Here is a 20,910-nt window from a genome sequence, read left to right on the forward strand (position 1 = left end):
TAATGAAGCTTAAACACAAACTGTTTAGAATAAAAGAAATAGCTAGAAAAAAAATTGCCAGCTTCAAAAACGACTTCTTATTTTTTAAAAAGCTATATTTTGGAAAAAAGAGTACATTTTCAACTCAAGTTTTAGATAGTTCTTCTAAGCCAACAGTTTTGAATCTCAATATAATAGACAGTTGTAATTCTAAATGCACGATGTGTAATATTTGGAAACGTGATGAAGCTCTAGAGATTACTCCAGAGCAATTAAAAAAAGTACTCTTGGATGACTTTTTTTCAGAGTTGGAGCATGTAGGTGTTACTGGAGGTGAACCTACTTTAAGAGAAGATTTGCCAGATGTTTATCAGAAAATTATTGACGCATTACCCAATATAAAAGGATTAAGTATTATTACTAATGCCATAATTGAAGCTGATGTAAAAAAAAGAATTTTAGAAGTAAAAGGGGTTTGTGATAGCCATAATGTACCATTTTCTGCTATGATATCCATTGATGGGGTCGATAAGGTCCATGATAATGTTAGAGGTACAAAAGGTAACTTCAAAACGGCTATTTCTGTATATAATTATTTAAAATATGAATTGAAAATACCAGTAGAATTTGGTTGTACAATATCAAAAATTAATGTGTGGGATGCTGACGACCTTTTGTTTTATGCGAAACAAAATAATATGTATGGGAGATTTAGAGTAGCTGAGACCATAAACAGGCTTTACAATCAGGATAGGGGTAAAGTAATTCGTAATTTTGATGAAGACGAAACCTATAATTTGTTGTTGTTTTTCGAAAAATTAAAACATTCATTTGAACCCAATGATATTTACAGACGAACTTATTCAAGTATTCAAAACATCCTAAAAGGAGGCAATAGATTAATTGGTTGTCCTTATCATAATAAAGGCGTGGTTCTTGGGTCTAAGGGTCAACTAAGTTATTGTGCTCCAAAATCAAAAGAAATTGGAAATGCTTTTGAGCAATCTCCACAGATAATTTACAAGGAACAATTAGAAGAGAAAAGAAGAATTCTTAAAGAAAACTGCAAAAATTGTATTCATGATTATCATGCTCCTATTACACAACATGAAGTGGAACTTCAACAAAACGAGATATTTTTCAATAAATATTTAAAAATTGAACAATTAAATAAAATAGTTTCTATAGCAAGATTAGTAAAAAAAATCCCAAAATCAAATTCGCTAAAGCGAATTTTTATAATGGGTTGGTATGGCACTGAAACAGTTGGTGATAAAGCTATTTTGGCTGGAATAATAGATTATTATAAATCAGAATTCAAAGGTGAAGTTGAGTTTGTTATTGGTAGTATATATCCATTTATTACAAAAAGAACTTGTTATGAATTATCTATAAATGCAACAGTTGTGTCAACAAAAACTTTTGAGCTTCTAGCTTATTCAAAAAGTTCGGATGTTATCGTAATGGGAGGAGGTCCTTTAATGGATATAAATGAACTATTTATACCCTTATTAGGGTTTAAAGTTGCAAAAGCTTATGGAAACAAAACAGTTGTTTTTGGTTGCGGTATAGGACCTTTAAAGTCTAAAAAATTTGAAAAAGCCGTTAAAAATATTTTGCAATATAGTGATGAAATAAAGCTGAGAGACCAGATAAGTATTGAAATTGCCAAATCTTATGGTATAACTAAACATATTGAATACTTTGGAGATCCAGCTAAGAAATATTTATTAACAATCAAGGATAACCTAGTTGTTGAAAAAGAAAACATCATAACCTGTTATTTAAGAGATTGGACTTTTGAATATTTTAATGGAACCAAAAATGAATTTTTAGTTAAAAAAAGTAGATTTGAAGAGGGTTTGGCAAGTTTAATTAAAAAACAAGCAAATGATAAAAATGTTAAGAGAATAGAATTTCATCATATGCACAATTTTGTAATAGGTAACGATGATCGTGATTTTTCACGTTACTTTATTCAGAAATATTTTAATAATGATGAAAGAGTGGTGTTCAATAAAAAGTTATCCACAGTTAATAGTATTTCAGAATCCATGAAAAAATCAAGTTTAAATATTTGTATGCGGTTTCATTCGGTCTTATTTGCTCACACCTTAGAAACCAATTTTATAGCAATAGATTATACACTAGGAGGTAAAATTTACAATTATCTTTTAGACCATGAGTGTTTATCTAAACTATGGAAAGTAGAAGATATTATAAAAAACAATAATAATCAAAAACATGATTTGCAAGATTTGTAAATATGAAATAAATCCAAGATTATTACTAAAAAGCAATGTAAATTTTGGTGATATTCATCGTTGCCCAAAATGTAAAATAACATTTACTTATCCTCAGCCTGATGCTAATACTTTAAATGATTATTACAATGGAATGTATTCTGATTTGACTATTTCATTTGATGATAAAAAAATGAAATGGGCACAACGTTCAATGCAAGGTTATTTAAAAGTATTAAAAAAGCTAAATGTTGAACTTAAACAAGAAGTAACTTTTTTAGATTTAGGAGGAGGTCTTGGTTATTATACAAAAGCTGCAGCTGAAAATAATTTACACTCCATATTGGTTGAAAAAGATCCAGTATCAGTCCAATTTGCAAAAAAACATTTAAAACTTGAAAATATTATTGAAAAGGATTTATATGAATTTTTCAATTCAAACGATAAGCAGTATGATATAGTTTTTTTTAGGCATGTAATAGAACATGTTAATGATCCCTACTCAATTATTCAAGGAATATCAAGCCTATTAAAAACCAACGGTATATTGATTATCGAAACTGATAACAATGCTGGTATTGAGCTACTAATTAAAGATGGGGTCAATAAGTTTTATGTAGATTTATATAAAAAAAGTTTTGATAATGTATCATTCATAAACTTATTAATCAAAAGACCGTTCGCAGTTGACCCACCACGGCATTTATTTGGTTTTAGAATGAAAAATTTGTCAATGTTGCTAAAATCACTAAACCTTTACCCAAAAGAGAAAATTCATTATCGTCTTGGTCATCCAATATACTGGCCAAATATACCATCACCCAACATTAAACAAATTATAAAGTCATTTTTAAAACTAAATTTGAGAACCTGTTTTAAATTGATTTTATCATATATGAATTTTATCATTAGAAAATTCTTAGAATTAATAGGTCTCTCCTCGGGAATTTGCATTTATGCCCAAAAACTATCCAAATGAAAATATTATTGGTAAACACATACGACAGAGGTGGAGCTGCAAATGCCTGTTTACGGTTGCATGGAGGTCTTATAAAGGAAGGATTCCATTCTCATCTTCTTTTAAGGGATAAATCAAAAAACATCCCTTTTGCTAATGTTTTCAAGCCGAAAAAAACTAAGCAAAGCTTAGTAAAAAAGCTATTTAATAGATACATAAAAACTCAAAAAAAATATAAATCAAAACAATCTAGACAAGACCTTTTTCTTCAAACAAGGGATATTAGTTTAGAACTATTTAGTTATCCAAATTCAAATTTTGATATTACTCAATCAAAATCCTATAAGGAGGCAGATATTATTAATTTACATTGGGTTGCTGATTTTTTAGATTATAAATCTTTTTTTAAAAAAAACACAAAACCAGTTGTATGGACCATACATGATATGAATCCATTCACTGGAGGCGAACATTATACTGAAAAATATTTAGGAATTAATGATGAGGGTTTTCCTATACCTAGAGTTGTTTCTGAGAAAGAAAAAAAAGAGTTCAAAAAAAACGTTAACTTAAAACTTAAAGCTTTAAAAAAAGTAAAAAACTTACACATTGTAACTTTAAATAATTGGATGTACGCAGAGGCAAAAAAAAGTGACGTATTTAAAAAGTTTCCTATTCATATTATTCCCAACGGAATAGATTCCTCCGTTTTTAAAATAATAGATAAAAATTATGCTCGAGGTTCATTAGGACTTCCAATGGATAAAAAAATCATTTTATTTGTAGCCGATTCCATTGATAATAGCCGTAAAGGTTTCACATATCTTAAAAAAGCTTTTGAAAAGTTAGGTAACAAAAATTTGGTATTGTGTGCTATTGGGCATTTAAATAAAGAAATTAAAGTCTCAGAAAAAATAATTGAACTAGGTCTAATTGAGGATGAAAATGTTATGTGTAATATTTATAATGCTTCAGATGTATTTGTTATTCCTTCTTTGATGGATAATTTGCCCAATACTGTATTAGAGTCTTTATTATGTGGAACGCCAGTAATAGGTTTTCCCGTTGGTGGAATACCTGACATATTAATTGATGGAGAAAACGGATTTATTTCTAGTGAGATTAGTGTTCAATCACTAGTAAATACTATTAACAAATTTATTAAGAACGAACACTTATTTGATAAGCAAATTATCAGACAAAAGGCTCTTAAAAATTATGCTCTAACTTTACAAGTGAAATCATATATTCAACTATTCAATAGTATTCAGGGCAAAAAAACTAGTTTTTAAAAAAAGATAGGGGTTTTATAGCACGAAGAATAATTATCAAAAAGTAAATTAATTATGGTTAAAAAGATTAAGAACTTTACTAAATGTTTTTTTAATTTTTTTGGTTATTCCATTCATAAAAAAAGAAAAATACAGAAAAAATCAGCATTAGATGAAAATGCTTTCATAATGTATAAAGCCATAGAACGTTGTGTTGAAAGAGGTTTAAAAATAAATACAGTAATAGATGTTGGTGCCTCAGATGGCATATGGTCCAGAGCTTGCATGAAAACATTTCCTGATGCCAATTACTTACTGATTGAAGCACAAACAAATCATGAAAACGGATTAAAAAAATTTAAACAAGAATTCGAAAATAGTGATTATGTGTTAGCTGCGGCTGGAAAAAAAGAAGGAATGATTTATTTTAATAATGAAAACCCTTTAGGAGGATTGGCTTCAGAAACTAAGTTAACAAATGATTGCATAGAGGTTCCTGTAATAGCTATTGATGAAGAACTGAAAAGGCGGAAATTAAAAGGTCCTTATCTATTGAAATTAGATACTCACGGTTTTGAGGTTCCAATAATTGAGGGAGCAAAAAAAACCATTAAAGCAGCTAGTTTAATAATTATTGAAACATATAATTATAAAATAACTAATGATAGTCTTCGTTATTGGGAGATATGCAGCTATATGGAGAAATTAGGTTTTTCGCCCATTGAAATGGTGGATTTTATGCAAAGAAAATACGATAATTCTTTTTGGCAAATGGATACTTTTTTTATTCCTTCAAATAGTAAAGAGTTTTCATATAACTCATATACATAGGTTTGGCACTCACAAAAAAATATCCACGAATTACTGTAGTAACACCAAATTATAATCAAGGGGATTATATTGAAGAAACCATTAATTCTGTGCTAAATCAAAATTACCCAAACCTTGAATATATTATTATTGATGGAGGAAGTACTGACCAATCTTTAGATATCATAAAAAAGTATGAAAAAGACCTAGCCTATTGGAATAGCGAACCAGATGGCGGCATGTATTATGCTATTAACAAAGGTTTCTTAAAAGCTACAGGGGATATTATGTGCTGGATAAATTCAGATGATATACTTTGGGAAAATTCACTTTTTAGTGTGGCTAACATATTTAGTTCAAACCCTAATATCCATTGGTTGCAAGGTAGACCCACAATGATAGACAAAAACAACAATGTTATTGTACAGAAAGAATATTTTTTTTCAAAATTTTACTTTTATTTTTTAGAATATGAAAAAACTTTCTCATTTATTCAACAAGAGTCATCTTTTTGGTCAAAAACATTATGGGATAAGGCTGGCGGTTACTTAAATACAAGTTTTAAAATATCTGCCGATTTTGACTTGTGGTTGAGATTTTTTGAACTTGAAAAAATGTATTGTACAAAAGAACATTTGGGAGCATTTAGAGAACGGGAAGGACAAAAATCTGGAGATAGAAAACAATATTTAAATGAAACGAAAGAATCACTATTGTTAAACTTTAAAAAGCTATCTGTTTTTGAAAAAGCAATGGTTAAACTAATGAAACTTTTAAGTTCAATAAATACATTATTTCAAAATAAATATTTAAGCAAAATATTTAATAAATTGATTAAAATAATAATAGGGAAACCAAAATTTGTTGAATGAAAAACCAAAAAAAACATCCATTATTAAGTATTATAATACCAACGTTTAATTCGGCTGGTACAATAACAGAAACTTTGGAAAGTATTGTAAACCAAATATATACTAATATTGAAGTTATAGTTGTTGATGGTTTTTCAAATGATACTACATGTGAACTAGTAAACAAATTTAAAGCAGCATATTCGCATTCAACCATAACATTGGTTTCAGAGAAAGACAAGGGTGTGTATGATGCCATGAATAAAGGGATAAAATTAGCTAAAGGAGATTTTTTATATTTTATGGGTAGTGATGATGTGTTTTATAATAAAGACACTTTAAATCAAATATTTTCAAAAGAAAATTTAAAATATGATTTTATCTATGGCAATGTAGAATTTAAAAAAAGCAAACGTATTCATTCTGGAAAATCTAGTTTAGATAGATTAATTATAGATCAAATAAGTATATGCCATCAAGCAATTTTTTATAGTAAGGAAACCTTTAAAAAAGTTGGTAATTATAATTTAAAATATTTTATACATGCCGATTATGATTTTAATATAAGATGCTTTAGAGAAAAAGAAATAAAAATAAAATATCTTAATATTATTGTTGCTATTTTTAATGAAACCGGATTAAGTGGTTTAAAATCTAATGCTGATGGGTTTCATTTGGAACTAACGGAATTTAATATAGCTCAAAAATATAATATTGTAGATTTGTATTATGAAAAACTAAGTTTAGAAAAAAAGTTGAAAATTTTGTCTAATTCTAAAGAATTTCGATTAGGTTCTTTTTTATTAAAACCGTTTAGAAGAATTAAAAAATATTTTAAAATTCTTAGTAAATAAAAAGCTTCAATTTATTTAATATGATACAAAATTAGATGTTAATTAATAAACCACCTTTATTTTCAATCATAATACCAACTTTTAATTCAGAGAAAACATTACGAGAATCCTTAAAAAGTATTGTAAACCAAACGTTTAATGATTTGGAAGTTTTAATAATGGACGGTTTGTCAACTGATGGTACAATTGATGTTGCTAAAGAATACAAAGCTAAATTCAATAAAATAAGAATTTATTCAGAAAAGGACAGAGGTATATATGATGCTATGAATAAAGGAATAGATTTAGCAATGGGTTGTTGGCTATTTTTTATGGGAAGTGATGATTTTTTTTATGAAACCCAAACCTTAGAAAAACTTTCACAATATACCCATGTTGATGATAATACTGTATTGTATGGAAATGTATATTCAACACGTTTTAATGGTTTTTATGACGGTGAATTCACCTATTCTAAATTAACAAAAAAAAATATTTGCCATCAATCTATGTTTTTCAATAAAAAGATTTTTAAAATGATTGGCAAGTTTGACTTAAAGTATGTTTGTCATGCAGACTGGGATCATAATTTTCGATGGTTTTTTTCATCCAAAATCAAAGGCATATATGTAGATCAAATTATTGCTAATTATGCAGATGGTGGATTTAGTTCTATTAATCAAGATCATGTTTTTAATAAAGATAAATTTTTTAAAATTATTACTTTAGGAGTTGGAAAATTAACATTTTCAGAGTTAATCATAGATTGTAATGAGGCTATTTGTTTATACAAAAAACAAAAGAACTATTTTAAATTATTTGTAGCATACATATTAAAGTTTAGTTTTAAAATTTTCGCAAAAATTGAAAACCACTTTATACTTTGAAAGTATGAATCCTAAAGTATCGATAATTATACCAAATTATAACCATGAGCATTTCCTAGAACAACGGTTACAGAGCATCTTTTACCAAACCTATAAAAATTTTGAGGTTATCTTGTTGGACGATTGCAGTACAGATAATAGTCAAGCTATTTTATTAGAATATGCTAAACATCCCAAAATATCTCATTGTGTATTTAATAAAACAAACTCTGGAAGCACCTTTGTTCAATGGCGTAAAGGTATTGAGTTGGCCAAAGGTGAGATTATCTGGATTGCAGAATCGGATGATTTTTGTGACGATCAGTTTCTTGAAACAGTAATTAAACCTTTTGGTAACGATATTGAAGTTGTTTTGGCTTACTGTCAGTCCAATAAAGTTAATGTGAACGGAGAGGTAACAGGAAATTGGAAAAATTACACTGATTATTTTAAATCACCTTTATTCGATTCAGATTTTATTATTGATGGAGCCATTTTTATACAGAAATATTTAATTTATAAAAATACTATACCAAATGCGAGTGCAGTTTTAATGAGAAAAAGCAAAGTGTTAGAATTAGGTTTAGATGAAATTAATAGTAATTTAAAATATTGTGGAGATTGGTTGTTTTATTTCAAACTATTGTTAACGGGTAAAGTTGCTTTTACATCAAAAAGCTTAAATAATTTTAGGTATCATTCGCAAAGTGTTATAGCATACGCAAACGAGAAGGAAAATAAAATTGAATTGTTGAATATTGATATCCAGCTGCGAGATGAAATGCAGCATTTTTTAAATAAGATAAATAAATTAAAAAAGCGGTTAATTAGTGAGAAACTAAAAAAGCTAATAAAGGAATTAAAATATGAAAAATCGCTTTTGTTGCTTAGCAATAAAAAGTTTAAAGAAGCAATTACATTGATATTTAGTATTTTATTTTATTTTATCAGGCGTTATAAATTAAAGAATTTATTTTTAAAGCTTAAAAGCAAAGTTACATGATATCCATAATTATATGTAGCAGAACAATAAAGGTAGATTTAAGTTTAATAGAAAATATTAGCTCTACAATAGGTTGTCCATATGAATTGATTGTAGTTAATAACTCTAAAAACAAATATTCCATTTTTCAAGCTTACAATCTAGGGTTAAAAAAAAGTAAAGGAAACTATTGGTGTTTTATGCATGATGATATTCTGCTACATACAAAAAATTGGGGTTTAAAAATTCAAGAAATTTTTGAAAACAACCCAAAAATTGGTTTGATAGGCGTTGCCGGAGCTAAAGTAAAAACTAAAATGCCTTCTGCTTGGTGGGATTGTGGTATTCATGAAAAAGCTATGCACTTAAAACAACATCTTGAAAATGGCGAGGTAGAATATTGGAACATTGGCTGGAAAGAGTCTAATATTGAGGACGTGGTTGCTGTTGACGGTTTTTTTATGGTAGCAAGACCCAATGAAAACATTTATTTTGATGAGGATTTAATAGGCTTCCACAACTACGATTTAAACATATCCTTGGCTTACAAAATGCAAAACCTTAAAGTGGTTGTTACAAACTCTATTTTAATTGAGCATTTTTCATTTGGTACTCCAGATATAGATTGGTGCAAGTCTGTTATAAACTTTGATAAACGTTACAGAAAAAAATTGCCATTGCAAGTTGAAGGCACTTTACTCACTGACCAGTTTAAAAGATTGGAATTTAAAAATGGTAAATTATTTTGCGAAAAACTTCTTACCAATAATTTAAAAATGCAAGCTGTTTATTACTGGTTGCGATTGGTGCTTTTTAAGCCAGTTTCTAAATACCATTTTTATTTTTGTAAAAGATATTTAAAAACAATTTTAACTAATCAATAAATGAAAAAAGGATATGTTATAATTGTGACCTATAATGGTCTTAAATGGATAGACGAATGTTTGAAAAGTGTTGTTAACAGTTCTTTTCCTGTTATACCTGTTGTTGTTGATAATAATAGTACTGATAAAACGGTTTCTTTTATAAAAGAAAACTTTCCCAATGTAATTTTATTTGAACAAACTAAAAATTTAGGGTTTGGTAAAGCAAATAATTTAGGTATGTCTTATGCTTTAAATAAAGATGCAGATTTTGTTTTTTTATTAAACCAAGATGCTTTTTTAGAGAAAGATACCATTCGTGATTTAGTTCAAGTAGCCAATAAGCACCCTGAATATGGTATTTTAAGCCCAATACAATTAGATTATTCAGGTACGTTTTTGGAAAAATATTTTCTCCAATTTACTTCAAAAGATAAGGCCTGTTCACTTTATTCAGATTTAGTAATAGGAAATAAAATAAAAGATGTTTATGCTGTTGAGTTTATTCAAGCTGCTGCTTGGTTTTTGCCTATCAATACTTTAAAAAACATTGGAGGGTTTGATCCTATTTTTTATCATTATGGTGAAGATGATAATTATTGCCAAAGAGTACGCTACTATCAATTAAAAATAGGTATTGTGCCTGCTACATTCATACGGCATGATACCAATAAGCCATCAGAAAACAGTTTTAAAACTTTTTCTAAAAAATATTACAGCATATACAAAAAAGATATTTGTATTAATTATGCCAACATAAATAAAACGCTAAAGCCATCAGTAATTTTAAAAGCCAGAAAAATAATACATATTAAGATAATAAAAAGTTTTGTAAAACTTAATTTTAAAAACGTTTTAGGATATTATAAAGAGCTAAGGATTTTTAACAAAACATTGAAATTAATTGAGCATAGTAGGAAAATAAATAGTAAAATAAAAGCTAATTACTTAAATTAAAATAGGCTAAAATTAATATTATATAGTAAAAAATAGTGCTAAATGAATTTTTTTGTATCTGTTATAATACCAGTTTACAATGTTGCATCTTTTGTTGAAAAAGCTGTTATTTCTGCCTGCACACAACCTGAAGTATCTGAAGTTATAATTATTAATGATGGAAGTACAGATAACACATTAAAAATCATTAAAAAATTACAGAAAGAAAATAATATTATTAAAGTTTTTAGTCACTTTAATGAAATCAATAAAGGGAGGTCTGCCACCAGGAATTTAGGGATTCAAAAAGCAACTAATAAATATATTGCTTTTTTGGATGCTGACGATTATTATGAAGATAATAGGTTTAGCAACGACAAAACGATTTTTGAAACAGATAGTTCAATAGAAGGAGTATATAACGCTGTTGGATTTCAGTTTTATAGATCAATAGATAAAAACGAAAAAGACTTTTTCAAGTTAAATACCCTGACCCAAAAAGTTGCACCAGAAAATCTTTATGAAGCTTTAATTACGTCAAAATACGGATATCTCCACTTAAATGGATTAACATTAAAGCGAGATGTTATAAATAAAATAGGCTATTTCAATGAGTCTTTAAAAGTTGCTGAAGATTCCTATTTTTTGTTTAAATTGGCATTGAAAGTGAAACTTGTAGGGGGCATTCTTGACCGTCCGTTGGCAAAAAGAGGTATACATGATTCCAATGTTTTCGATAAAAAAGCGCTGTATCAGAAATATACCATCAAGATGTATGAAACTTTGGTAATTTGGTGTAGCAAAAATAAAGTAGCCAATTATATTATTGATGACTTGTTTAAACGTATTTGGCTACTAAAACAAAAAGAGAAAAATAGATTATATAAGGATATTACACATTGGGCTGGATTTTTTTATAGTAATCCAAAACTTTTGTTTTCAATTTTTAGTATTAAATATTTTCCAATTATTAGGTTTAGGAAAATGCTTTTCCCTTTTTTTTACAAACGCTAAGCCTTCAATATAGTTTATGTTATGGATATGATAAGCAATGTTACTGTAGTAATTCCCTGTTATAACGATGGTGAATACATTATACAAGCCTTAAATTCTATTTTGAATCAAACACTTAAGCCCGATAAAATAATAATTATTGATGATGGTTCTGATATTCAAACTAAAAATATATTAGAAAGTATTAAAGCTGAGTCAGTACAAGTCATTTTTCAGAGTAATTTGGGAGTTTGCAAAACACGTAATAAAGGAATAAGTTTAGCCAAAACAGACTATATTTTAAATTTGGATGCTGATGATTTTTTCGAAAAAACTTTTATTGAAAAAGCCGTAAAAATATTGGATGAAAATCCTAATATTGGGGTAGTTGGATGTTTTTACAAAGTACTAAAGAACACCAAGCCAGAACAAGAAATTATTAAACCTGCAGGAGGTAGCCTCAAAAATTTTCTTGTAAAAAATAATGCTATGAACTGCTCTATGTTCAGAAGAATATGCTGGGAAGAAGCATCAGGTTATGATGAAATAATAGTAAATGGTTATGAAGACTGGGATTTTTGGATATCCATATTAAAAAATGGTTGGCAAATGCACATTATTCAAGAAGCATTATTTACCTATCGGATAAAAAAATCATCAAGAGATATTTCGGCATTTCAAGATCACGATTTAGAATTAAGAAGTTATATTTTCAATAAGCACAAACAAGTTTACTTAGATAATTTCTATTCTTATGTCATTCAAAATCTGTATGAAAACCACAAATTAAAGCAAAACAAACTAAAAGTTAAAAACACGCTAGATTACAAAATAGGAAGTAGTATTTTAGCACCTATTAGATTTATAAAAAGAAAAATCAAATTTTTTAAATAAAATTGTCTTGAATGAAAAATTCAGTGTCCATCATAGTTCCTTGTTATAATCAAGCTCAATTTTTAGATGACACATTGCAATCTGTTTTTAACCAAACGTCATCTAATTGGGAATGTATAATTGTAAATGATGGCAGTACTGATAATTCAGAAGGTATAGCTTTAAAATGGACAGAAAAAGACAGCCGATTTAAATATTTCTTTAAAGATAACGGAGGTTTATCAAGTGCAAGGAATTTTGGTATTAAAAAAGCAGAATATGATATTGTTTTACCATTAGATTCTGATGACATTATAAGTAAAGATTTGATATCAGAAGTTATTAATGAATTTAATATTAGTAATGCGGACGTAGTGTATTACGAAGTAGAGTTTTTTGGAAAAAAAAAGGGTGTTTACACTTTGCCAAAATACAGTTACAGAACATTGTTACTGCAAAATGTATTTATAGCCTGTACGCCTTTTAAAAAAGCAAACTATTTTAAAATAGGGGGTTACGATGAGAAATTAAAATCGTTTGAAGATTGGGATCTATGGATTAGAATGTTAAATGAAAACTCTAAAGTTGTAAAAATAGACAAAACACTTTATTATTATCGGAAACATAAAACAGGAAGTCTCACAAATATTTTTTCAGAATCCCCTAAGATTTATTTTGACTTATACGATTACATTTATACTAAGAACAAAACAATTTATGATGCACATTTTAAAAACCCTATTTTAGCCTACCATGAAAATGAATCTTTAAAAACATTTAATAACAGGATTAAAAATAATTTCTTCTTTAAAATTTATCAAAAAATAAAAAAAAACTAGTCGAAATTGTATAATGAAAAAGATAATTAAAGAAAAACTTGTTGATTTTCTTGGGTCTAGACTAAATATTAGTTTTGCCAGATCTGGTGATGATTTACAATTAATGAAACTTATTAACAACAATTCTCCCGGAGTTTATGCAGATATTGGCTCTTGGCATCCTAAAAAGGCATCAAACACTTATTTTTTTTACTTAAGAAATTGGAAAGGGATTTGTGTTGACCCTAATCCAGAATTAAAAGAGTTATATTCGGCAATTCGACCAAAAGATATTTTTATTAATGCTGGAGTAGGAAATTCAAATGAAAAAATGGAGTATTTTATGTTTTCAGAAAGTTCAATGAATACATTTAGTGATAGTTTTATTGAAAGAAACAATTTAGTCGATAAAATAGTAAAAAAAATTGAAGTTCCAATTTACTCTTTAGAACACATTTTAAGTAAACATATAAAATCTACAGACCGTTTGGATTTTTTTGATATTGATGTTGAAGGTTTTGATTTAGAAGTTTTAAAAACTAATAATTGGAATCTTTACAGACCTAAAGTTATATTAGTTGAAACAGATTTGTCAATTAAAGAAGATGTAAATTCTGAGATAGTAAAATATTTAGATACCAAAAATTACAGGTTAATAGGGAAATCTATAATTAACCAAGATTTAGGAAACTTATTTTTCATTTCAGATTAAAATATAAAAAACTTAACTATACTAAAAAAAATAAATTATCATGTTTGTCTATATGGATATTGGCTAATTATTTAGTTTAAGAAAAGTCAGTAAAAAATAATTTATATTTATATACTATACCAATTAAAAAACTAATATGATTTCTGTAGTCATTAGAAATAAAAACCAATCAAAAGCATTAGAGTTTTTGTTATCAAATTTAACAAGAAGGTACAGCAAGGATATTGATGAAGTAATTGTAGTTGATAACCTCTCAACAGATAACTCCAAAGAGATAGCCAATAAGTACAACGCAAGATTTGAGACTATATCAAAATTTAGTTATGGAGGAAGTGCCAATTTTTGTGCAGAAAAAGCTAATAATGAAATAATAGCGATATTTAGTGCCCATTCTTACCCAGTAAGTCCAGATTTTTTTTCAAAAATTAAAAAAGCCTTTGAATACAATAAAAACTTGGCAGGTGTGAGGTGTTTGCATTCCAGCAATGACTATAAAAATTATATTCAAAATATATCCGCTAAACAAGACCCCAATAAATCTGGTTTGATTTTTTCAGGTTCTGCATTTAGAAAATCAGTTTGGGAGAAAATTAAGTTCAATGAAAACGTTCCAACTTTTGAGGATAAAGATTGGACAAAACGTGTTTTAAAAGCAGGTTATGATATTGAGTTTGCACCAGTTGTTTTTAATTATAATATTAGCAGAAATAGTAGGCAATTATTTTTCAGATTTAAAAATGATGTTGTAGGTAATTATCAAATTTGGCATGAAGAGCCTAAATTATCTAGTGTTTTAAAAGGAACGATGTATTCAATATTAAACGCTTTTAAAGTTTTGTTAGAATCCATTTTTTATGCTACAAAAAGACTTTTATTTATGTTGAAGTTTAAGTTTAATAAACCAGAAAAGTTTGAATATTAAGCTTAAAATATGCGAAAGGGAGTAAACTCATCAAAAGAAGCATTAATTACAAGTTCCAACATACAACATAGGGTATTAGTGCCTCTATACATACCTTTTGAGAAGGACTATTATAAAGATGCTTTTTCAATTTTTGAAATGTGCTTAAATTCTATTTTAAATACCTCTATTTACAAATTGAAAATTACAGTTGTAAGTGATGGCTGTTGCGATAAAGTAAATGACAAGTTATATCGTTTATTTCGAAATAATAAAATAAACGAACTCATTATTGAAAAAGACAATATTGGTAAAATCAATGCTATTTTAAAGGGATTACGAACTGTTAATGAGCCATTTGTAACTATAACAGACGCAGATATATTGTTCTTGAATAATTGGGATAAAAATATATTTGAAATTTTTTCCACTTTCAAAAAAGCAGCTGTAGTTTCTCCAATTCCTGTTTTTAGGAAACAACTAAGCTATACAGCAAATATTTGGTTAGATTTTTTGTTTTCAAAGAAGATGAAATTCCGCGAAGTAAAAAATCCAGATGCCTTGGAAAAGTTTGCCAATAGTTTAGGTTGGCCTTTTTTGCATGATAAGTACAAAGATGTTATCATGACATTAAAACAAGATAATGTTATTGCAGTTGTTAGTGCTGCACATTGTGTGGCGACCTACAAAACCAAATACTTAAAAAATATTCCTAGAAAAAATACGATTTATAAGTTGGGAGGCAACACAGAAGGGGAATACTTAGATAAACCACCTTATGAACTAGATGGTTACAGATTATCTACTTATGATAATTATGCATACCACATGGGAAATTTGAAAGAAGATTGGATAGTTGGTACATTTGATAGCCAAAAAAAAGTTGATGAAAAAGTAACATTACCAGTTTTTGCAAAGCAATCACCCAAAAAGAAACCTTTAAAATTATTAGCAATGAAGTTACTTTTAAAGGCATTCAAAATAAGAAAAGTTTATGATTTCTTTCTTAAAAGTAAAGGGCTTACTAGAGAAAAATTAAAAGTATTTAAATAAAGTTGAATTGATAACTTTAACATTAACATATAGAGATAGAGATTTAAACATTGTTAAAAACTGTTTGAAATCGCTAAAAAACCAAAGTAAATCAAGTTTTAAGGTTATTTTGGTTGATTATGGTAGCCAAAAAGTATTTTCAGAAGCCATTGAAAATATAGCAAAAAACTATCATTTCATCACATTGATACAGTGTCCAGTCCAAGGCCAATTATGGAACAAATCAAGGGCAATAAATATGGCTCTAAAACAATGTGACACTCCTTATTTTTTAGTTGGCGATATCGATTTGATTTTCCATCCAGATTTTATTAAGATAGCTAATAATTTGGCCTCAAAGGAAGTAACTTATTTTAAGTATAGTTTTTTATCTAAAGAAGAGTCCTTAAAAATAAAAGCGTTTAATGATTATCAAATTGATTTTGAGGGAAATGAGGAAATTACAGGAACGACATTGTTTCCAACCGATGTCTTAAAAGAAGTAAACGGTTATGATGAGTTTTATCATGGCTGGGGTGCAGAAGACACTGATATCCATATGCGTTTAAAAGCTTCTGGAATAGATGTTAATTTTTATGATAAAGAGATATTACTAAAGCATCAATGGCACCCAAAAGCTTATAGAAGCAAGAATAGTTCAAACCCTTTTCATTCAAACTTAGAGCGTGTAAATCACAATTACATGTACACAACCATAAAAAACAAAGTTGTTGTTGCAAATTATGATTACGATTGGGGTGTACTTCCTAATAATGAACATTATTTAAAACTTTCCGATAACACAGATATAGAAATTAATATTCGGCCTATTGACTTTCACTTTTCTGCATTATTGGCAAGTTTCAAAAACTTAAATAATAAGGTTGTTAAAGTAAATATATATCCAGTAGGTGTTAAGGAAAGATTAGCTCAAAAGATAAAAAAGCTATTAAAAAGGAAGTACTTCAATTATTTAGAATTAGAAACTATTAACAACCTTTTCTTAGAAGAAATAATTAAAAACTACAGAAATAAACCTTACACTTATAATTTTGATAGAAAAAAAGAGGTTATTAATTTAATAATTTACTTTAACTAATGAAGATATTATTGGTTTCCATGCCTTCATTACATTTTTTTAGGTGGACAGAACAATTAGAAAATTCTGGTCATGACGTTTATTGGTTTGATATTGTTGACGGTAACCCAACTTCAAGATTACCTTGGGTAAAAAAAATAAACGGATGGAGACTTAAATTTCCCAATTTTAAAGGGCGCTATTTTATTAAAAGCCGACTACCTTTTTTGTATAAGTTATCCAAACCTTTAGTTGAGCGAAAGGTTGAAACTGAGTTTGAAAAAGTGTTATTACAAGTGCAACCAGATATTGTTCACAGTTTTGTGCTGTATATTTCTTGTACGCCGATTTTCCCAGTAATGCTTAAATATAAAAAGCAAAAGTGGGTGTATTCTTCATGGGGAAGTGATTTATATTTTTTTCAGAATCATACAACATATTTGAATGACATTAAAAGAGTATTACCTCGGGTTAATTTTTTATTTGCCGATTGTCAAAGAGATATCAAATTAGCAAAACAGTATGGTTTCGAAGGTGATGTTCTAGGTATTTTTCCAGGAGGAGGAGGGTTTAATTATAACGATACTGATAAATTTATAAGGCCAGTTCTTGAAAGAAATATAATTTTAGTAAAAGGTTATCAAGGTCGTTCAGGACGTGCCATTGAAGTATTAAAAGCACTTCAAAAGATGTATTCAAATCTTAAACCTTATAAAGTTGTTGTTTTTGGAGCTGATGATGAGGTTGAATTGTTCATAAATAAAAATTCAATGGGTATTGAATTAAATATTGAGTGTTTATCTAGGCAAAACTTCCTACCACATCAACGTATTCTAGAATTTATGGGAAGTGCATTAATTTATATTGGTAATAGCAATTCTGACGGAATGCCCAATACACTATTGGAAGCTATTGCGCAAGGAGCTTTTCCTATTCAATCAAATCCTGGAGGTGCAACCGAGGAAGTTATAACTCATAGAGAAAATGGGTTGATAATTCAAGACTGTAATGATTCACAAGAAATAATGCAGCATATCAAAACGTCGCTTAATAATTCTGATTTAATAGAGAAAGCTTATAAATTTAATCAAAATAAGATAAAGCCCAAATACGAAAGAGGTTTAGTGCAATCACTAGTTTTACAAGCCTATAACACTATTATCAAATAGGATATAATAAATGTTTACTCAGCAAACCATAAAGGATACAATTTTAAGCTTTGAAGAAAAATTTCCAGTAGATACTTGGGTTGTTAATGGGGTACACATTTGGCCGTATGTGAGAATAAAAATTTATATACATTCCTTGATATTAATGAATAAAAATGAATTATCAGAGAGTGAAAACCCTCCTTTAAATCAAAATTTTAGTAAAAAATTACAAAAAAAACTAATTAAGGTATTATTGGTTTTTAAGGCTTTAATTAGTCTTAACGCATTCTTTTTCAAGTTAAAAAAAAGGCAAATAATTTTTTTCGGATCTCATATTCACCGCGTATTATATAATGGGAAATACTTTAATCGATTTTATGATTCAATGATAGATTATCATAATTTACAGAATGATGTTTATATGATGGAGTATCAAAAAATTTATGACGCTTCATATAATAAGAAAGCAATTATACCCTTAAGTAAATATTTAAATTACCATAAATTATTAGCTAAATTATCTAATAGGTTTAATAAAGAAATCAATGTTTTAAACTTAAATAATTATCACGCTTTTTATAAAGAGTTAAGTAATTACAATATTAATATAACGGCTTTAGGGGTTTCAGAAAAAGAAATTATTGACTGGACCAATAGGTTAAAATTAACAAGCAGTTTTTTTGAAAAATTCTTCAAAAAAGTTAAACCAAAAAAAGTAGTTTTTCTTGGTTATTATGGGTTAGATGATATATATTCTGCTTTATTAGTCGCTAACAATCTTAATATTGAAACTATTGATTTCCAACATGGTCCTCAAACTAATGTGCATTTGGCATTTGCCCACTGGAATAAGTTGCCAATAAAGGGGTTTAATACCATGCCTAAAACTTTTTGGAATTGGGATAATGAGTCAAAAAATAGTATAGATAAATGGGCAAATAAAACAAACACTATAAAGTCAAAAGTTGTTGGGCAGCCATATGTAGCGTATTGGACAAGCAAGTATAAGAGTAGTGATGAGAGCAAAAAACAATATGTTTTTTATAGTTTACAAACATCACCATTTAGTATTGAAGACCTATTAACACCAAAAATTGTTAAGTTAATACAGGTGAACATTTACCATTGGATTTTAAGATTACACCCAAGAAACAATTTAAATTTAGATATGTTAGATAGGTTTTTGTTAATAAATAATTTAAAAGAAAAATGCACGGTACAAGATGCTATTTCGTCACCACTACCTGAAGTTTTAAACAGTTCGATGGCGCATATAACTAATTATTCTGGATGTTTAATTGAAGCCAGATTACTAAACGTTCCCACTATATTAATTAATATTGCGGGTAAAGAAATGTTTAATCAATATATTGATGATAAACTTGTTTTCTATATAGAGCAAGATGATGAAGGCTTTATAAAAAATGCTGAATCAAAGTTAGAAGTGTTTAGTAAATTAAGTTTTAAAACAAAAAAGACAAGTGTATACAATCCACTAGAATAGACACTAAAATTATTGCTTACGAGTAGGTTTTTATCTAAACACCCTAAAAAAAACTGTATTTTAGCATTTAGATATTTTCTAATCGTATTAATCAATGAAAAAAATAGGTTTCATCCCTTTACGAAAAGGTTCCAAAGGAATTGTTGGGAAAAATAAAAGAAAAATGGTTGGCAGGCCATTATTTACATGGGTTTTGGGTGAAGCCATTTTCTCAGATTTAGATGATGTTTATGTTTACACAGACGATGAAACCATTGTTGATTTTATAAATAAAGAATATCAATGGACCAATAAAGTAAAACCGTTGATAAGAAGTGCAGAAAGTGCCACTGATACTGCATCAACAGAATCTGCAATACTTGAGTTTTGTGAAAAAATAAATTATAATTTTGATGTGTTTTGTTTGTTGCAAGCCACATCACCTTTCACAAAAAAAGAGGATATCAATGCTTGTTTAGATAAACTCAGCGGAGAATTTGATTCAGCCTTAACCGTGGTTCATACCCACCGATTCACATGGGATCAATCTGGTAAACCATTAAATTACAATCCTCAAAATAGGCCTCGCCGACAAGATTTTGAAGGATTACTAATTGAAAACGGAGCTGTTTATATAACAACAAAAGAAAGTTTAAAAAGTACAAAATGCAGACTAGGAGATAAAGTCGCAGTAGTGCAAATGCCTGAAGAGTCTTTGTATGAAATAGATTCTGAAACCGATTGGGTTGTTGTTGAAAATTTATTGATAGAACGTCAAAAACGAGAAAAAGAATCCAAAAAAATAACGCATTTGTTTCTAGACGTAGATGGCGTTTTTACAGATGGTACCATAACGTATTCAAAAGATGGTGAACTCACCAAGAATTTTGATATGCGTGATGGTATGGGATTAGAAATTTTAAGACAGCACCAAGTTGAGGTTATGGTGATGACTTCAGAGAATTCAGAATTAGTTGCAAAACGCATGGAAAAGCTTAAAATTGAGCACGTTTTTTTGGGTGTGAAAGATAAATACTCATTGCTAAAACACATTGCCCAAAACAAACATATCGATTTAAACCAAGTTGCTTATATAGGTGACGATGTGAATGATTTAACTAACATTTGCAGTGTTGGTTGGTCTTTTACTCCTAATAACGCAACAGATATTGTTAAACAACATGCCGATGTGGTGCTTTCTAAAAATTCAGGTGCTGGTGCCATTCGTGAAGCGTGCGAATTTATAATGAATTATAATAAAAGATTTTAATACCCCA

At 28.3% G+C, this 20,910-nt stretch carries 20 protein-coding genes; all 20 read left to right on the plus strand.

From position 1 onward, the window contains the following. Window positions 1-2: 2 nt before the first annotated feature. The 20 genes from ABD963_RS12125 (at window position 3) to ABD963_RS12220 (ending at window position 20,903) form a co-directional block, all read left to right on the plus strand. A complete protein-coding gene (locus tag ABD963_RS12125; protein ID WP_345277247.1) occupies window positions 3-2,243 on the plus strand; it encodes a polysaccharide pyruvyl transferase family protein in 2,241 nt (746 codons plus the stop codon). Then, a complete protein-coding gene (locus ABD963_RS12130) occupies window positions 2,224-3,201 on the plus strand; it encodes a class I SAM-dependent methyltransferase (RefSeq protein ID WP_345277248.1) in 978 nt (325 codons plus the stop codon). Before ABD963_RS12125 ends, ABD963_RS12130 begins: the two co-directional genes overlap by 20 nt. After that, a complete protein-coding gene (locus tag ABD963_RS12135) occupies window positions 3,198-4,472 on the plus strand; it encodes a glycosyltransferase (protein WP_345277249.1) in 1,275 nt (424 codons plus the stop codon). Before ABD963_RS12130 ends, ABD963_RS12135 begins: the two co-directional genes overlap by 4 nt. A 168-nt stretch (window positions 4,473-4,640) precedes the next feature. Then, on the plus strand, window positions 4,641-5,282 hold the full coding sequence (locus ABD963_RS12140) for an FkbM family methyltransferase (RefSeq protein WP_345277250.1): 642 nt from the start codon (window positions 4,641-4,643) through the stop codon (window positions 5,280-5,282). Window positions 5,283-5,284: 2 nt separating this feature from the next. Then, entirely contained in the window at window positions 5,285-6,133 is an 849-nt protein-coding gene (locus ABD963_RS12145; RefSeq protein WP_345277251.1) for a glycosyltransferase family 2 protein, read from the plus strand. Then, on the plus strand, window positions 6,130-6,966 hold the full coding sequence (locus tag ABD963_RS12150; RefSeq protein WP_345277252.1) for a glycosyltransferase family 2 protein: 837 nt from the start codon (window positions 6,130-6,132) through the stop codon (window positions 6,964-6,966). The genes ABD963_RS12145 and ABD963_RS12150 overlap by 4 nt, the downstream gene beginning before the upstream one ends. A gap of 35 nt (window positions 6,967-7,001) precedes the next feature. Further along, window positions 7,002-7,832, plus strand: coding sequence for a glycosyltransferase family 2 protein (locus ABD963_RS12155; RefSeq protein ID WP_345277253.1), 831 nt, complete (start codon window positions 7,002-7,004; stop codon window positions 7,830-7,832). Next, the gene (locus ABD963_RS12160) at window positions 7,810-8,814 is read left to right on the plus strand and encodes a glycosyltransferase family 2 protein (protein WP_345277254.1); all 1,005 of its coding nucleotides are present in this window, start codon (window positions 7,810-7,812) and stop codon (window positions 8,812-8,814) included. Before ABD963_RS12155 ends, ABD963_RS12160 begins: the two co-directional genes overlap by 23 nt. Then, window positions 8,811-9,677: a glycosyltransferase gene (locus ABD963_RS12165; RefSeq protein WP_345277255.1), complete on the plus strand. Its 867-nt coding sequence runs from the start codon at window positions 8,811-8,813 to the stop codon at window positions 9,675-9,677. Before ABD963_RS12160 ends, ABD963_RS12165 begins: the two co-directional genes overlap by 4 nt. Further along, complete coding sequence (locus ABD963_RS12170) at window positions 9,678-10,613, plus strand: glycosyltransferase family 2 protein (RefSeq protein WP_345277256.1); 936 nt, start codon at window positions 9,678-9,680, stop codon at window positions 10,611-10,613. A gap of 42 nt (window positions 10,614-10,655) precedes the next feature. Further along, entirely contained in the window at window positions 10,656-11,606 is a 951-nt protein-coding gene (locus ABD963_RS12175) for a glycosyltransferase family 2 protein (protein ID WP_345277257.1), read from the plus strand. A 21-nt stretch (window positions 11,607-11,627) separates the two neighbouring features. Beyond that, window positions 11,628-12,479 carry a glycosyltransferase family 2 protein gene (locus ABD963_RS12180; RefSeq protein ID WP_345277258.1) on the plus strand — a complete coding sequence of 284 codons (852 nt, stop codon included), beginning with the start codon at window positions 11,628-11,630 and terminating at the stop codon, window positions 12,477-12,479. A gap of 11 nt (window positions 12,480-12,490) precedes the next feature. Then, window positions 12,491-13,297 carry a glycosyltransferase family 2 protein gene (locus tag ABD963_RS12185; RefSeq protein WP_345277259.1) on the plus strand — a complete coding sequence of 269 codons (807 nt, stop codon included), beginning with the start codon at window positions 12,491-12,493 and terminating at the stop codon, window positions 13,295-13,297. 13 nt (window positions 13,298-13,310) lie between these two features. Next, a complete protein-coding gene (locus ABD963_RS12190; RefSeq protein WP_345277260.1) occupies window positions 13,311-13,988 on the plus strand; it encodes an FkbM family methyltransferase in 678 nt (225 codons plus the stop codon). Window positions 13,989-14,124: 136 nt separating this feature from the next. After that, window positions 14,125-14,910 carry a glycosyltransferase family 2 protein gene (locus ABD963_RS12195; RefSeq protein ID WP_345277261.1) on the plus strand — a complete coding sequence of 262 codons (786 nt, stop codon included), beginning with the start codon at window positions 14,125-14,127 and terminating at the stop codon, window positions 14,908-14,910. A gap of 9 nt (window positions 14,911-14,919) precedes the next feature. Next, on the plus strand, window positions 14,920-15,942 hold the full coding sequence (locus ABD963_RS12200; RefSeq protein ID WP_345277262.1) for a glycosyltransferase family A protein: 1,023 nt from the start codon (window positions 14,920-14,922) through the stop codon (window positions 15,940-15,942). 7 nt (window positions 15,943-15,949) lie between these two features. Beyond that, a complete protein-coding gene (locus tag ABD963_RS12205) occupies window positions 15,950-17,020 on the plus strand; it encodes a glycosyltransferase family 2 protein (protein WP_345277263.1) in 1,071 nt (356 codons plus the stop codon). Continuing rightward, window positions 17,020-18,168, plus strand: a complete 1,149-nt coding sequence (locus ABD963_RS12210) for a glycosyltransferase (RefSeq protein ID WP_345277264.1) — start codon at window positions 17,020-17,022, stop codon at window positions 18,166-18,168. The genes ABD963_RS12205 and ABD963_RS12210 overlap by 1 nt, the downstream gene beginning before the upstream one ends. Window positions 18,169-18,535: 367 nt before the next feature. Further along, window positions 18,536-19,654 carry a hypothetical protein gene (locus tag ABD963_RS12215; protein WP_345277265.1) on the plus strand — a complete coding sequence of 373 codons (1,119 nt, stop codon included), beginning with the start codon at window positions 18,536-18,538 and terminating at the stop codon, window positions 19,652-19,654. A gap of 94 nt (window positions 19,655-19,748) precedes the next feature. Beyond that, window positions 19,749-20,903, plus strand: coding sequence for a cytidylyltransferase domain-containing protein (locus ABD963_RS12220; RefSeq protein WP_345277266.1), 1,155 nt, complete (start codon window positions 19,749-19,751; stop codon window positions 20,901-20,903). Window positions 20,904-20,910 lie beyond the last annotated feature (7 nt).

Origin of the sequence: Litoribaculum gwangyangense (genome assembly GCF_039543505.1) — a bacterium.
GTDB lineage: Bacteria > Bacteroidota > Bacteroidia > Flavobacteriales > Flavobacteriaceae > Litoribaculum > Litoribaculum gwangyangense.